This window comes from Hypericibacter sp. (assembly GCF_050729195.1).
Taxonomy (GTDB): domain Bacteria; phylum Pseudomonadota; class Alphaproteobacteria; order Dongiales; family Dongiaceae; genus Hypericibacter.
This window is the reverse complement of record NZ_JBOHKS010000013.1, coordinates 1-12962: the sequence shown is the minus strand read 5'-3', so window position 1 is coordinate 12962 and position 12962 is coordinate 1. Positions and strand designations below refer to the sequence as shown.

At 64.3% G+C, this 12962-nt stretch carries 11 protein-coding genes; 8 read left to right on the top strand and 3 right to left on the bottom strand.

The window, feature by feature from the left end:
- The 4 genes from ACREE8_RS00805 to ACREE8_RS00790 form a co-directional block, all read left to right on the top strand.
- A partial coding sequence (locus ACREE8_RS00805) for a TOBE domain-containing protein (protein ID WP_431571071.1) occupies nucleotides 1-311 on the top strand: 311 nt, incomplete at its 5' end.
- Between the two features lie 45 nt (nucleotides 312-356).
- Complete coding sequence (locus ACREE8_RS00800; RefSeq protein WP_431571070.1) at nucleotides 357-1559, top strand: hypothetical protein; 1203 nt, start codon at nucleotides 357-359, stop codon at nucleotides 1557-1559.
- Nucleotides 1560-2840: an NAD(P)-dependent malic enzyme gene (locus ACREE8_RS00795; protein ID WP_431571069.1), complete on the top strand. Its 1281-nt coding sequence runs from the start codon at nucleotides 1560-1562 to the stop codon at nucleotides 2838-2840.
- Between the two features lie 268 nt (nucleotides 2841-3108).
- A complete protein-coding gene (locus ACREE8_RS00790) occupies nucleotides 3109-3753 on the top strand; it encodes a superoxide dismutase (protein WP_431571068.1) in 645 nt (214 codons plus the stop codon).
- 82 nt (nucleotides 3754-3835) lie between these two features.
- Here ACREE8_RS00790 and ACREE8_RS00785 read toward each other — a convergent pair whose 3' ends face one another.
- Both ACREE8_RS00785 and ACREE8_RS00780 read right to left on the bottom strand, forming a co-directional pair.
- Entirely contained in the window at nucleotides 3836-4600 is a 765-nt protein-coding gene (locus ACREE8_RS00785; RefSeq protein WP_431571067.1) for an SDR family NAD(P)-dependent oxidoreductase, read from the bottom strand.
- Between the two features lie 253 nt (nucleotides 4601-4853).
- Nucleotides 4854-6275: an FAD-binding oxidoreductase gene (locus ACREE8_RS00780; protein WP_431571066.1), complete on the bottom strand. Its 1422-nt coding sequence runs from the start codon at nucleotides 6273-6275 to the stop codon at nucleotides 4854-4856.
- Between the two features lie 352 nt (nucleotides 6276-6627).
- On the opposite strand from ACREE8_RS00780, the gene ACREE8_RS00775 reads away from it, so the two are divergent.
- Nucleotides 6628-7350: a winged helix-turn-helix transcriptional regulator gene (locus ACREE8_RS00775; protein WP_431571065.1), complete on the top strand. Its 723-nt coding sequence runs from the start codon at nucleotides 6628-6630 to the stop codon at nucleotides 7348-7350.
- A gap of 13 nt (nucleotides 7351-7363) precedes the next feature.
- Here ACREE8_RS00775 and ACREE8_RS00770 read toward each other — a convergent pair whose 3' ends face one another.
- Nucleotides 7364-8509, bottom strand: a complete 1146-nt coding sequence (locus tag ACREE8_RS00770) for a serine hydrolase domain-containing protein (RefSeq protein ID WP_431571064.1) — start codon at nucleotides 8507-8509, stop codon at nucleotides 7364-7366.
- Between the two features lie 211 nt (nucleotides 8510-8720).
- Here ACREE8_RS00770 and ACREE8_RS00765 point away from each other — a divergent pair, with 211 nt between their 5' ends.
- The 3 genes from ACREE8_RS00765 to glpD all read left to right on the top strand — a co-directional run.
- Nucleotides 8721-10478, top strand: a complete 1758-nt coding sequence (locus tag ACREE8_RS00765; RefSeq protein WP_431571063.1) for an ABC transporter ATP-binding protein/permease — start codon at nucleotides 8721-8723, stop codon at nucleotides 10476-10478.
- Between the two features lie 170 nt (nucleotides 10479-10648).
- Nucleotides 10649-11410 (top strand): DeoR/GlpR family DNA-binding transcription regulator, encoded by a 762-nt coding sequence (locus tag ACREE8_RS00760; RefSeq protein ID WP_431571062.1) that lies wholly within the window; start codon nucleotides 10649-10651, stop codon nucleotides 11408-11410.
- Between the two features lie 136 nt (nucleotides 11411-11546).
- Nucleotides 11547-12962 (top strand): glycerol-3-phosphate dehydrogenase (gene glpD / locus ACREE8_RS00755; RefSeq protein ID WP_431571061.1); only part of this gene is annotated, 1416 nt, incomplete at its 3' end.

Below are 12962 nucleotides of genomic sequence, written 5' to 3'. Positions count from 1 at the left end.
GCTTCGAGCTGCCCTTGGGCGCGCTGGCATCGGCTGCTTCGTCCTTGCCCTCGCAGATGAGTGTCGGTTTGCGCGCAGACGATATCCGGGTGGCCGCCGCCGAAAGCCACGACACGCCCTTTCCGGCCGAGATCGTCTGGGCCGAGCATCTCGGGCCGAAGACCATCCTCGATCTGCGCCTGGGTACCAAAGTCCTCAAGGCGGTCATTGCCGACGGACATCCGGTCAAGGGCGAGGGCCGGGCCTGGCTCGGCTTCACGCCCAAGCCGCATCATCTGCTCAATCGCGAGACGGGCCTGTTCCTGCGCTGACGCGGGAAGGTTTCACGAACAAAGACGGGCAACAGGGAGGCCATCATGGCGAAGGGTCACTCACATAAGCACGGGCACGGTCATTCTCACGCACCGGTGGTGCGCGGCGGGCCGGCCAACAAGCTGCCGGGGAAGTTCAACTATGGCGCCTTCTCGAAGGATCTCGATCTGTCGCCGGCGCGCAGCCTCGAGGCCGTCATTGCCATGACGCCCGAGGAGATGGCCAAGGCCTCGCGGCCCGTGACCAGCGCCTACAACGAGCTGCTGGCCGTCGCGGGCAGCCTCGAGGATGTCGGCTATCGCCGGCTCATGACCGAATGCATCGCCTCGCCCAAGGTCACCTTCCTCGAGATGTATCCCAGCGACGACGATCGCAAGAAGCTGTTCAAGGAGATGGTCCGGCTGGGATTCTTCAACAAGGAAGACCATGCCGACGAGGTCTTTCCGCAAGGCCATATGACGCCGCAGACCTATCTGACGGCGCCCTCGAGCCATAACGACTTCTACAACGCCCATCCGGGCGGCCTCGCCATGACGGTCGCCTACAACATCCGCATGGCGGATTCCTATACCCACCACTACCGCCAGGCGCTGGGGCTGCCGCTCAACCGCGATCTGCCGGCGGCGGCCCTCTGCGTCCATGAATATCCGAAGGTCTGGCTCTATCAGTGGCTGAAGGACGGCTCCTGGCTGGAAGAGCCGCGCACCGTCTATGACGACACCTGGCATGCGCACTGCATCTATGTGACGGCGGAGCTGATGCATCGCCGGTTCGATTCGCGCATCGTGCTGGCGATGGCGGCCGCCCATCAGCTCTCGGCGCTGGGCGCCTCGATGGACGGCAAGAAGGTGATCTGCAACTGGGTCGGGCTCGAGCGCGTCGCCCATTTCATCAAGGCGGCGGGGGTGATGGCGCAGGTCGATCCGGTCGAATACGGCCTGCTGGAGAAGAAGGGCAAGGAGCTGGTGCTGCCGCCGGTGACGGGCGAGCAATGGGTCACGCATATGGCCGACATGAACTGGCCCTATACCATGGGGGCCGCCCATCTCTACACCTACCCGATGCTCAAGCAGATCGCCGAGGAGGAGTACGGCCTCTCCTCGCGCGATCTCAATGGGCGTCCCTTCAACCAGTTCAAGAACTATGTCTGGTCGCAGCTGGGCCAGATTCCGCTTTACGAGGTGTGGGTCCGCGAAGGCGAGCCCGCGGCCCGCAAGGTGGTGAAGCGGTTGGTCTCGAAGCGTTAGATGGCCAGCCCTCCCGTCACCAAGGAAGCGGCGCTCGCCTTCGGGCGCGACGTCTATTACGGCCATGGCAAGATCGAGATCCTGCCCAAGGTCGCAGTCCATTCGCTCGCGGACATGGCGGTTGCCTACACGCCGGGCGTCGGCCATGCCGTGCGCGAGATCCAGGCGCGCCCCGAGGCGCTCTCGGAACTGACCGCCAAGGACAATCTGGTCGCCATCGTCACCGACGGCACGGCGGTGCTGGGGTTCGGCAATGCCGGTCCCCGTGCCGCGGCGCCGGTGATGGAAGGCAAGGCGACCATGTTCAAGCTGCTGGCGGGGATCGACTGCTTCCCGCTCTGCATCCAGGCGCGCGACGCGGCGCATCTGATCGACATCCTCGAGGCGCTGGAGCCCGGATTCGGCGGCTACAATATCGAGGATGTGGCGGCCCCCGCCTGTTTCGAGGTGGTGCGCCAGCTCGAGCAGCGCGTCGACATTCCGGCGATGCATGACGACCAGTACGGCACTGCAACCGTCATCGCCGCGGGCATTATCAATGCGCTGAAGGTGACGGGCCGTGCGGCCAAGGATATCCGCGTGGTGGTGAATGGCATCGGCGCCGCCGGCACGGCGACGATCGATATGCTCCAGGCGCTGGGCGTGGGCGAGATCACCGCCCATGACAAGGCCGGGATCCTGTATCGCGGCGGCAGTTATGCGCATGAGCATTGGCGGCGCATCGCCGAAACCACCAACCCGGATCGCCTCCAGGGCGATCTCGCCGCCGCCATGCGCGGCGCCGATGTCTTCATCGGCGTCTCGGTCGCCAATCAGGTGACGCCGGAGATGGTGCGCTCGATGGCGCGGGGCCCCATCGTGTTCGGGCTGGCGAACCCGGAGCCGGAGATCCGTCCGGATGTGGCCCTGGCCGCGGGCGCCGCCATCGTCGCCAGCGGGCGCTTCGATTTCCCCAATCACTGCAACAATGTGCTGGCCTTCCCGGCCCTGATGCGCGCGGCCCTCGATACCAAGACGCGGCGCGTCAGCCGCGAGATGTGTCTCGCGGCCTCCCGCACCATTGCCGCCGAGATATCCGATGCGGAACTGGCGCCCGATCTGATCCTGCCGAGCCCGCTCTCGGCCACGCTTTATCCGAACGTCGCGGAAGCGGTGGCGCGCGAAGCCGTCAAGCAGGGGCTGGCGCGGGTCGATCCCGGCGTCGGTGCGGTTGCCACAAAAACCGCACATCTGCGCCGGCTGGTTCACGAACGTCAGCGCTCTCTGCCCGCCTCTGCCTGATTTTTTGGCAGATGCCTGAAGCCTTGCGCCGACTGCATGAGCATCGACTCCGTCGACATGACGGAAGCGCAACGCTTCACCGTCAGTTCCATGACGGATGGAACTTCCTGACGGTCCCCACGTTTCCTAGAGTCCACGGGGGGTATCTCCGTCTCCGCGCAAATCGTCCCTTCGGGCCTTGCAATGGCCTGGGCCAGGCTCGATGTCTGAGGGATCGCCGCTGCCGGTCCGCGGAGAAAATCGAATCGATCAAATGAGGAGAGGATCAATGGCTTTCAAACTTCCCGATCTGCCCTACGCGAAGGATGCCTTGGCGCCGCATATGTCCGCGGAGACGCTCGAGTTCCACCATGGCAAGCATCACAAGGCCTATGTCGACAAGCTCAACGAGCTCATCGCCGGCACCGAGTTCGAAGGGATGTCGCTCGAGGACATCATCGTCAAGACGCATGGCGTCAAGAAGCATCAGAAGATCTTCAACAATGCGGGCCAGCATTGGAACCATTCGCAGTTCTGGACGGCGATGAAGCCCAAGGGCGGCGGCAGGATTCCGGCGAGCCTCGAGAAGCGCATCATCGCCGATCTCGGCAGCGTCGAGGAGTTCAAGAAGAGCTTCACCCAGGAAGGCGTCGATCAGTTCGGCAGCGGCTGGGTCTGGCTGGTCGAGGCCGACGGCAAGCTGCAGGTGACCAAGACCGCGAATGCCGAGAATCCGCTTCCTGAGGGCCAGCGCATGATCCTCATCTGTGATGTCTGGGAACATGCCTATTACATCGACTATCGCAACGAGCGTCCGAAGTTCCTCAAGACCTTCATCGAGAGCCTGGTCGATTGGGACGCCGCCGCGGCGCGTCTCGAGGACAAGTCCTCGGACGCGAAGTCGAAAAAGTCCCAGAGCCGCTCGGCGGCTTGATTCCGATAACGCCTTGACGTGACGCCAGCGCCCGTGCGGGCGCCTCCGCCGGAAAGCGGAGGCGTTCCCACGGGCGCTCTCCTCAATTGGGAATGCGTTGCGTCATGCCGCCATCGACGACCAGATTGGCGCCGGTGACGAAGCTCGCGGCCGGGCTCGCCGCGAACAGCACCATGTTGGCGATCTCCTCGGGCGTCGCCATCCGTCCGAGCGGGTTGGCCTTGATGGTCTCGGCGAACGTCTCGGGCTGCTCCTCCTCGACCTTGTGCCAGAACCCGCCCTTGAAATAGGTGGTGCCGGGGCTGACCACGTTGGCGCGGATGCCGTGGGGTGCGAGATGGCGCGACACCGACTTCATGTAGAACTGCAGCGCCGCTTTGAGCGAGCCATAGGAGGAGGAGTCGTAGCCGTAATCCTCCGATCCGGAGATCGAAGCGATCGCCACGATGGCGCCGGCCTTGGAGCGCTTGAGATAGGGGATCGCCGCCTCGACCGCGTTCACGGTGTGCATCAGGTCGATCTCGAAGGCGGTGCGGAAAGCCTCGGGCGTCACGCCATGGGCGAGCCCGCTGGCATTGGCCACCAGGATGTCGATGCCGCCCAGCTCCTTGGCGCTGGCCTCGACCCAGCCGACCAGGGCCTCGCGGTCGCGCACATCGACCGCTCTGCCGAACACCTGCGCGCCGCCGCGGGAAAGCTCGTGGACGCTGGCCTCGACCGCGCGGGCATCGCGGGCGCAGATGGCGACATCGCATCGCTCCGAGAGGAGGCCCCGCGCGATCGCATTGCCGATGCCGCGTGTGGCGCCGGTCACAAGCGCCTTCTTGCCGGTCAAATGAAGATCCATGGGTCATCTCTCCTGTTCGATGCGTCGCCCCAGGGCGAAGGCATTGGCGAATGGATGACCAACCTAGAGCATTTTCCGGCGAAGGGGAGGCCGGTTCGCCGTAGAAAATGCGACCCAACAGAGGAATCTAGAGCGCTTCCCGACGTCGTTTGAACGAGAAGCGCTCCAGACGTTGCCTCAGGGCGCCGTCCAGGCTCGCGGCGCGGCGCGCGGGTCGTCGGCCCCAAGACCGACGATCCCGCGCGAGCCCGGCTCAGGCCGGTCGGATATTCTGATTGAGCCGGAAGAGATTGGTGGGGTCATAGCGGCGCTTGATCCCCGCCAGGCGACGATAATTCACGCCATAGGCGAGCTCGACGCGATCGGTCTCGTCCTCGGGCATGAAGTTGACATAGACGCTGCCTGCCGCATGCGGTGCCGTGGCGGCCGACAGTTTACGCGCCCAGTCGACGCAGCGATCGTCCTGGCTTGCCTCACGCCAGCGCGTATGGACATTCATGATGAAATGCGACTGGCGCTGCGGGTAGGCGGTCGCGTCGGGTTTCACCCTGGCCATGGCGCCGCCGACATGGGCGATGAAGATCTCGCATTCGTCGCCCGGCAGGTGTCCGGCAGCCGCCACCACGGTCTCGATGGCGGCATCGCTGAGCCCGACGAAATCATGGCTCTTCCAGTAATTGCGCGCCCCCGGCGTCAGCAGCGGATCGAACGCCGCCTGCCAGCCCACGAAGGGATGCGGCCCCAGGGCATCGGCGATGGGCTTGCCCAGCGCGCGGAAGGGGGCCACGGCCTTCTCGCCCGCCGCCATGTCGCCGGCATAGCAGAGCGCGAGCACCAGGACCTCGCGGCCATGCCATTCCTTCGGAATGAAGGGCAAGGGCGGCGCCTTGCGCATCACGGCCCAGCAGGTGAGCTCGTCCGGCGCCTCGGCCACCAGGCGGCGATAGCTCTTGAGCAGCGCGTTCGCCTGGTCCAGCGGATGGACCAGTAGTCCCGACATCACCTGGGGCTCCAGCCGATGCAGCGCGAACTCGAAGGCCGTCACCACGCCGAAATTACCGCCGCCGCCGCGAACCGCCCAGAAGAGATCCGGGTTCTCGCTGCTGCTGGCGTGAACCAGCGCCCCTTCGGCGGTGACCAGGTCGACCGAGACCAGATTGTCGATCGTCATGCCGAACTTGCGCGTGGTCCAGCCGAAGCCGCCGCCCAAGGTGAGGCCGGCAATGCCGGTGGTGGAGTTGATGCCGGTCGGAACCACGAGGCTGAAAGCCTGGGTCTCGCGATCGACATCGCCCAGCGTGGCGCCGGGCTCGACGATGGCGCGCTGCGTCGACGGATTCACCCGCACCGACTTCATCAGGGAGAGATCCAGCATCAGCCCGTGATCGCAGACGGCGTTGCCGGCGATGTTGTGGCCACCGCCGCGCACGGCGAGCGGCAGGTGATGGTCTTTCGCGAAGCGGATCGCCTGGATGACGTCGGCCGCACCCAGCGCGCGCAGGATGACGGCGGGACGCCGGTCCACCGATGCGTTCCAGATCTTGCGGGCTTCGTCATAACCGGGATCGTTCACCGTCAACAGGCTGCCTCTGATGCGGCCGCGAAGCGCACCGATATCGGCGTCGCCGAGCGGCGACGGATGGGCGGAGGCGTTCGGTCTTGTGATGTCGTTCATCTGATCTTCCTCTCGATTGTCCGATGTCGCCGGGGAGTTCCGTCGACGTCGGGTGCCATCCTCCTCATCCCGAGGATCCGGCCTAGTGCAGGAACTGAACCACCGGACCGTCACGGCACCCCGCAGAGTCGGCCGCCATTGCAGGGCGGCCATCCCCGGTCCGCGGCTCAAAATAGGGAGCAAATCGATACAAGTTCGAATTCGAACCATAAAATTATCTAATTGATATTAAATATAAATATCTCATTACAGTGATGAAATTTCGAAGAATGATGTTCGATTCAGAATATATACTGGAGAGATGATCGGGAGGGGTTTAGGTTCCTAGCCCGCCGCGAACAGGAGGATCGTCATGCCGCTGAACAACAGAGTGGAACCCGAAGGCACCGCCAGTTACGGGCAGTTCTGCCCGGTGGCCATGGCGGCCGAGATCGTCTGCACCCGCTGGACGGTGTTGCTGTTGCGCGAGTTCATGGCGGGCAGCACGCGCTTCAACGAGCTTCGTCGCGGCGTGCCGCGCATGTCGCCGGCACTCCTGTCCAAGCGGCTGAAGGAGCTGCAGCAGGCCGGCATCATCGAGCATCGGCGTGGCGGCTTGGGCGAGGAGCCGGCCTATCACCTGACGCCCGCCGGCCGGGATCTGCGCGACGTCGTCTGGGCGATGGGTCATTGGGGGCAGCGCTGGGTCGATGCGCAGCTCTCGCTCAAGAATCTCGATCCTTCGCTCCTGATGTGGGACATGCGGCGCAATCTCGATCCCACGCCGCTGCCGCCGCGCCGCGCCACGATCCAGATCCAGTATCCCGAGCTGCCGGCGGCGCGCCGCTATTGGTGGCTCCTCGTGGACAAGGGCGAGGTGGATCTCTGCTCCGCCGATCCCGGCTACGATGTCGATCTCTATGTCGTCTCCGATCTCAAGACGATGACGTCGATCTGGATGGGGCTCGCCTCCGTCCAGAGCGAGGTCGATGCGGGGCGCCTGTTGTTGACCGGAGATTCGGTGCTGCAGCGCTCGATGCAGCGCTGGCTGGGCCTGAGCCCCTTCGCCAAGGAAAGAAAACTCGCCGCGGCCTGACGGCGGCGGGGTCTCAGCGCAGCGCGTCGATGGCGTTGCTGAAGAGCGCGAAGAGCGAGCGCTCATGGCCCGCGATCCAGGGATCGGGCCAGCAGCCCCAATGCACGATCACGACCCGTTCCTTCGGATTGATATAGAGGAACTGGCCGAAGATGCCGATGCCGGTGAAGGCGCCGTCATGGTTGGCCATGGATTTGCGGCCCTTGGGAAAGGACCACCATTGATAGCCGTAGCCGAGCGGCCAGCCCTGCTCGACCTTGCCGTAATCGTTCTGCGGTGAATCGATCCGCGGATGCGAGGCTTCGGCGACCCAGCCTTCCGGCAGGATGCGCTCGCCGCCGGCGATGCCGTCACCGAGGATGAAGAGCCCGAAGCGGCCATAATCCCGCAGCGTGAAATTGCAGCTGCCCCCGCCGGTTTCCTGGCCATCGGCCGATTCGAGGCACCAGAAGCCGTCGGCCTCCATGCCGAAGCGGGTCCAGATCCGCTCCGAGAGATAATCGGAAAGCCGCTGTCCCGTCGCGGCATGGACGATCTCGGCCAGCAGATGCGTCTCGCCGGTCTTGTATTGGAATTTGGTGCCTGGAGGCGCCACGCGCGGCAGGCTGCGCATCACCTCGACGATGCCGCCGGCGCGCTGATGCTGGATCGCGTCATACATCCGCGCGAAGACGGAATCCCCATTGCGATAGCCCTCCTCCCAGAACACGCCCGAGCACATCTGCAGCAGATGGCGGATGGCGGTGCCGTCATAGGCCGAGCCTTCGAGGATCGGCAGATAGCCGGTGACCGGGTCTTCGACCGATCGGATATGGCCTTGATGGATCGCGGCCCCGATCAGGGTCGAGACCACCGACTTGCCGACCGAGTAGGAATACCAGCGCGACTGTTCGTCGGTGCCGAGCCGGTAGCTCTCATGGGCGATCATGCCGTCCTTGAGGATCAGCAGACCGGCGGTGCGGCCGGCTTCCATGAATTCCTCGAGCCCGACCGTCCGGCGCTGGAAGGGGATGGAGAGATCGAGCGAGCGGGGATGACGCGGGAGAGACCGTATTCCTGTCCCGCGTTTAATGATTCGCGTGGGGAAGTAGCGGTCGCGATTGCGATTGACCACCGGCTGCTCTTCCGGGGTCATGTTCATGATGCGCGCGAATTCCATTTGGAATCTCCGTGGCCTGGCGGCCAGCCTAACGAGCCGCGGCGGCTTGCGTCCAGGCCGTCGCGCTCCTCGTCGCAAAGCTTTCTGAATCGGTCGCCATATTAATTCGATGCCAGCATCGCCGGCACCGGTTGGCCTCGGCAATCTCGCTCGCCATAACTAGCCCGCGAGAGGCCGCAGGACGCGGCAGCGATGAGCGAGGCAGGTGACGGTGTCGGGTAGTTGGCGCGGGTTCTTCAAGGACCTCTGGATATTGGCGCGGCCCTATTGGTTCTCCGAAGATCGCTGGCCCGCCCGAGGTTTGCTCGCCGTGATCGTCGGCATGAATCTGGGGCTCGTCTATCTGAACGTCGTGTTCAACTCCTGGAACAACCTGTTCTACAACGCGCTGCAGAACAAGGATTTTGACGGGTTCCTGCATCAACTCTTCCGGTTCTGCTGGCTCGCCGCCATCTTCATCGTGATTGCGGTCTATCGGACCTATCTGCGCCAGATGCTGCAGATCCGCTGGCGGCGCTGGATGACCGAGCGCTTCCTCAGGGACTGGCTGACCAACCAGGCTTACTACCGACTGCAGTTTCATGGTTCAGGCACGGACAACCCGGATCAGCGCATCGCCGAGGATCTCAATTCCTTCGTGGCCCAGACCCTCCTGATCTCGCTCGATCTCTTGAGCAACATCGTAAACCTGGTGTCCTTCCTTGGAATTCTCTGGGCGCTTTCCGGCAGCTTCGCGATCGTGCTGGGCGGGCACAACATCGAGATCCCCGGCTACATGGTCTGGGTCGCCTTGGTCTATTCCGCCGTCGGCACCTGGCTGGTGCATAAGATCGGGCGTCCGCTGGTGCGCGTGAATTTCAACATGCAGCGTTTCGAAGCCGACTTCCGATATTCCCTGGTGCGATTGCGCGAGAACGCGGAGGGCGTCGCGCTCTATGGGGGCGAGGCCGATGAAGCGAGGGGCTTCGGCACCCGATTCGGCGCCATCATCGGAAATTGGCGCGAGGTCATGCGCTACACCAAGCGGCTCACCTGGTTCACGTCGGGCTTCGGCCAGATTGCCACCGTCTTTCCGATCATTGTCGCGGCGCCGCGCTATTTTGCCGGGACCATACAACTGGGCGGACTGATGCAGACCGCCTCGGCCTTCGGCCAGGTGCAAGGGTCGATGAGCTGGTTCGTCGATGCCTACTCGACCTTGGCCGATTGGAAGGCCACGGTGGATCGACTGATCGGTTTCACGAATGCGATGACACAGGCCCATGCCGCGAGCTCGGGGATCGACCGGCAGCGGACGCCGATGCCGGCGATCGCGATCGAGAAGACGGAGATCCGTCTCCCCGACGATCGTCCATTGATCTCGGCCGCGAGTCTCTCCATCGAACCCGGACAATCGGTGCTGATCACCGGGCCCTCCGGTTCGGGCAAGAGCACCTTGTTCCGCGTCCTGGGAGGACTCTGGCCGTTCGGGAGCGGTGCCGTTTCGATGCCGGCAGGCGACAAGCTCCTGTTCCTGCCACAGCGGCCCTATCTGCCGCTGGGTCCGCTACGGGATGTCGTCACCTATCCCGGGCTTGCCGGACCGACCGGCGATGAGGCGATCAAGAAAGCGCTGACCGACTGCCAGCTCGGTCATCTCATCGCCCGGCTCGATGAAAGCGCCAATTGGGCGCAGCGGCTCTCGCCCGGGGAGCAGCAGCGTCTCGCCTTCGCGCGGGCTCTGCTGCAGAAACCGGACTGGCTGTTCTTGGACGAAGCCGGTGCCGCCCTCGACGAGGCCAGCGAGACGGCGCTCTATCGCTTGCTCCGCCAACGGCTCCCGAACACGACCCTGGTCAGCATCGCCCATCGGGGGGCCTTGGCGGGATGGCATGACCGCCGCTTCGAAATCAGGCAAGGTGCCGACGGCATTGGCCGAATCGTCGAGATTCCGGCCGCTGCCGACGGGCCCGCCAAGATCCCAGCCTGAGGTTCGGAACCGACTGTTTGGGGTTGTCGCAGCCAGGATCGGAACTGCGGATCGAACTTCCAAACGAACGAAAAACGAACTTTTTTGGCTTTCAAATGAAATATGTAACAATACCGGTCCAGGGCCCCCTGCGACGGGAGCCGGCTCTGGCGATGGATCGGGCCTGAATCATGCTTTCCGAGCGACAGATGGAGATCCTGAACCTGGCCCGGGCCCAGCGGCGCGTCAGCGTCGACGAGCTGGCCGGGAAGTTCAGCGTCACCAGCCAGACCATCCGGCGCGAGCTCAACGATCTCTGCCAGCGCCAGATGCTCCAGCGCGTCCATGGCGGGGCGGTGATGCTCTCGGGCATCGAGAACGTCGCCTATGATTCGCGCCGCGTGCTGGCGCCGGAGGCGAAGCGCCGGATCGGCGTCAAGACCGCCTCGCTCATTCCCAGCAACTGCGCGCTCTTCATCAATATCGGCACCACCACCGAGCAGGTGGCCCACGCCCTGACCAGCCATGTCGGGCTCGTCGCCATCACCAATAATATCAATGTTGCTAATATCTTGAGGCCCGCCCACGGGATCGAGGTGATCGTCGCGGGCGGGGTGGTGCGGCGCTCGGATGGGGGCATCGTCGGCGAGGCCACCGTCGACTTCATCAACCAGTTCAAGGTCGACTATGCCGTGATCGGCGCCTCGGCGATCGATCAGGACGGCACCATCCTCGATTACGACTATCGCGAGGTCTGGGTCTCGCAGGCGATCATGCGCAATGCCCGGCAGGTCATCCTGGTGGCGGATGCGATGAAGTTCCGCCGGAGTGCCCCCATGCGAATCGGCCATTTCTCGCAGATCAATGTGTTCGTGACCGACGAGGAACTGGCCGAACCCCTGGCGAAAATCGCCGCTGAAAGCGGCGTGCAGGTCGAGATCGCCTCCGAATAGACCGCTTCGAAAATTCGCTATGCCTTTGACCTGGGCGACTCTTTGCCCAGGAAGGCAGCAGCCTGCCCGATTATGTTGCATTTTCGATTGAGCGCGTTTTGATCATCAAATATGCTGAAAAAAAACAAAAACGAACATGAATGGACCAGGGGGGCTGATGGCCGCCGCTTACGACCTCGCCGTGATCGGCGGGGGTATCAATGGATGCGGGATCGCGCGCGACGCCACTGGCCGCGGGCTGAAGGTCTTCCTGTGCGAGCAGGGTGACCTCGCCGGCGCCACCTCCTCGGCCTCGACCAAGCTGATCCATGGCGGCTTGCGCTATCTCGAATATTACGAATTCCGGCTGGTTCGCGAGGCGCTGATCGAGCGCGAGGTGCTGCTGCGGGCGGCCCCCCATATCATCCGGCCCTTGCGCTTCGTCTTGCCGCGCCGCGCCGGCATGCGGCCGGGCTGGCTGATCCGCCTCGGCCTCTTCCTCTATGACCATCTGGGCGGCCGCGACATCCTCCCCGGCACGAGGTCATTGGATCTGCGCCGCGACGAGGCCGGCAAACCGCTGAAGCCGGATCTCGTCTCGGCCTTCGAATATTCAGATTGCTGGGTCGAAGATGCGCGCCTCGTGGCGCTGAACGCGCTCGATGCCGCCGAGCATGGAGCCGTGATCCGCACCGGCACCCGCTTCCTCGGCGCCACGCGCAAACCGGGCGGCTGGCTGCTCGAGCTGCAGGACGTGGCGAACGGCAACCGCACCGAGATCGAGGCCAAGGCCATCGTGAATGCCGCCGGCCCCTGGGTCGGCGAGGTGCTGGTGAAGCGGCTGGGCCTCGGCACGGCCGCCAAGGTGCGGCTGGTCAAGGGCAGCCACATCGTGGTGCGCAAGCTGTTCGACCATGATCGCGCCTATATCTTCCAGAACGAGGACGGGCGCATCGTCTTCGCCATTCCCTATGAGCGTGATTTCACGCTGATCGGCACGACCGATGTCGACGAGCATGGCGATCCGGGCCCTGTCGCCATCTCGAGCGCCGAGACCGACTATCTCTGCGCCTCGGCCAATCGCTACTTCCTCAAGACCATCACGCCGGCCGATGTGGTCTATTCCTATGCCGGCGTGCGGCCGCTCTATGACGACGGCGCCAACGAGGCCAAGGCCGCGACGCGCGACTATGTGCTGGAGCTGGAGGCGCCCGAGGGCCAGGCGCCGCTGCTCAATGTCTTCGGCGGCAAGATCACGACCTATCGGCGCTTGAGCGAATCGGCGCTGGCGAAGCTGGCGCCTCACCTGCCGGCCATGACCGCGCCCTGGACCGCGAAGGCGTCTTTGCCCGGTGGCGATTTCCCGGTCGGCCATGTCGAGCGCGTCGCCGAGGGCCTGCGCACCGCGGCGCCGTTCCTGAGCCCCGATCATGCGCGCCGCCTGGCGCGTTCCTATGGCACGCGCGCGATCCGGATCGTCGAGGGCGCAAGAGCGCCCGAGGATCTGGGCCAGTATTTCGGCGCCGATCTCTATGAGCGCGAGGTGGTCTATCTGATCGAGAATGAATGGGCG

Bases quoted from the DNA above. Each gene is read 5' to 3' on its own strand.
- ACREE8_RS00800 (WP_431571070.1), top strand. From the start codon at position 357: ATGGCGAAGGGTCACTCACATAAGCACGGGCACGGTCATTCTCACGCA.
- ACREE8_RS00795 (WP_431571069.1), top strand. From the start codon at position 1,560: ATGGCCAGCCCTCCCGTCACCAAGGAAGCGGCGCTCGCCTTCGGGCGC.
- ACREE8_RS00790 (WP_431571068.1), top strand. From the start codon at position 3,109: ATGGCTTTCAAACTTCCCGATCTGCCCTACGCGAAGGATGCCTTGGCG.
- ACREE8_RS00785 (WP_431571067.1), bottom strand. From the start codon at position 4,600: ATGGATCTTCATTTGACCGGCAAGAAGGCGCTTGTGACCGGCGCCACA.
- ACREE8_RS00780 (WP_431571066.1), bottom strand. From the start codon at position 6,275: ATGAACGACATCACAAGACCGAACGCCTCCGCCCATCCGTCGCCGCTC.
- ACREE8_RS00775 (WP_431571065.1), top strand. From the start codon at position 6,628: ATGCCGCTGAACAACAGAGTGGAACCCGAAGGCACCGCCAGTTACGGG.
- ACREE8_RS00770 (WP_431571064.1), bottom strand. From the start codon at position 8,509: ATGGAATTCGCGCGCATCATGAACATGACCCCGGAAGAGCAGCCGGTG.
- ACREE8_RS00760 (WP_431571062.1), top strand. From the start codon at position 10,649: ATGCTTTCCGAGCGACAGATGGAGATCCTGAACCTGGCCCGGGCCCAG.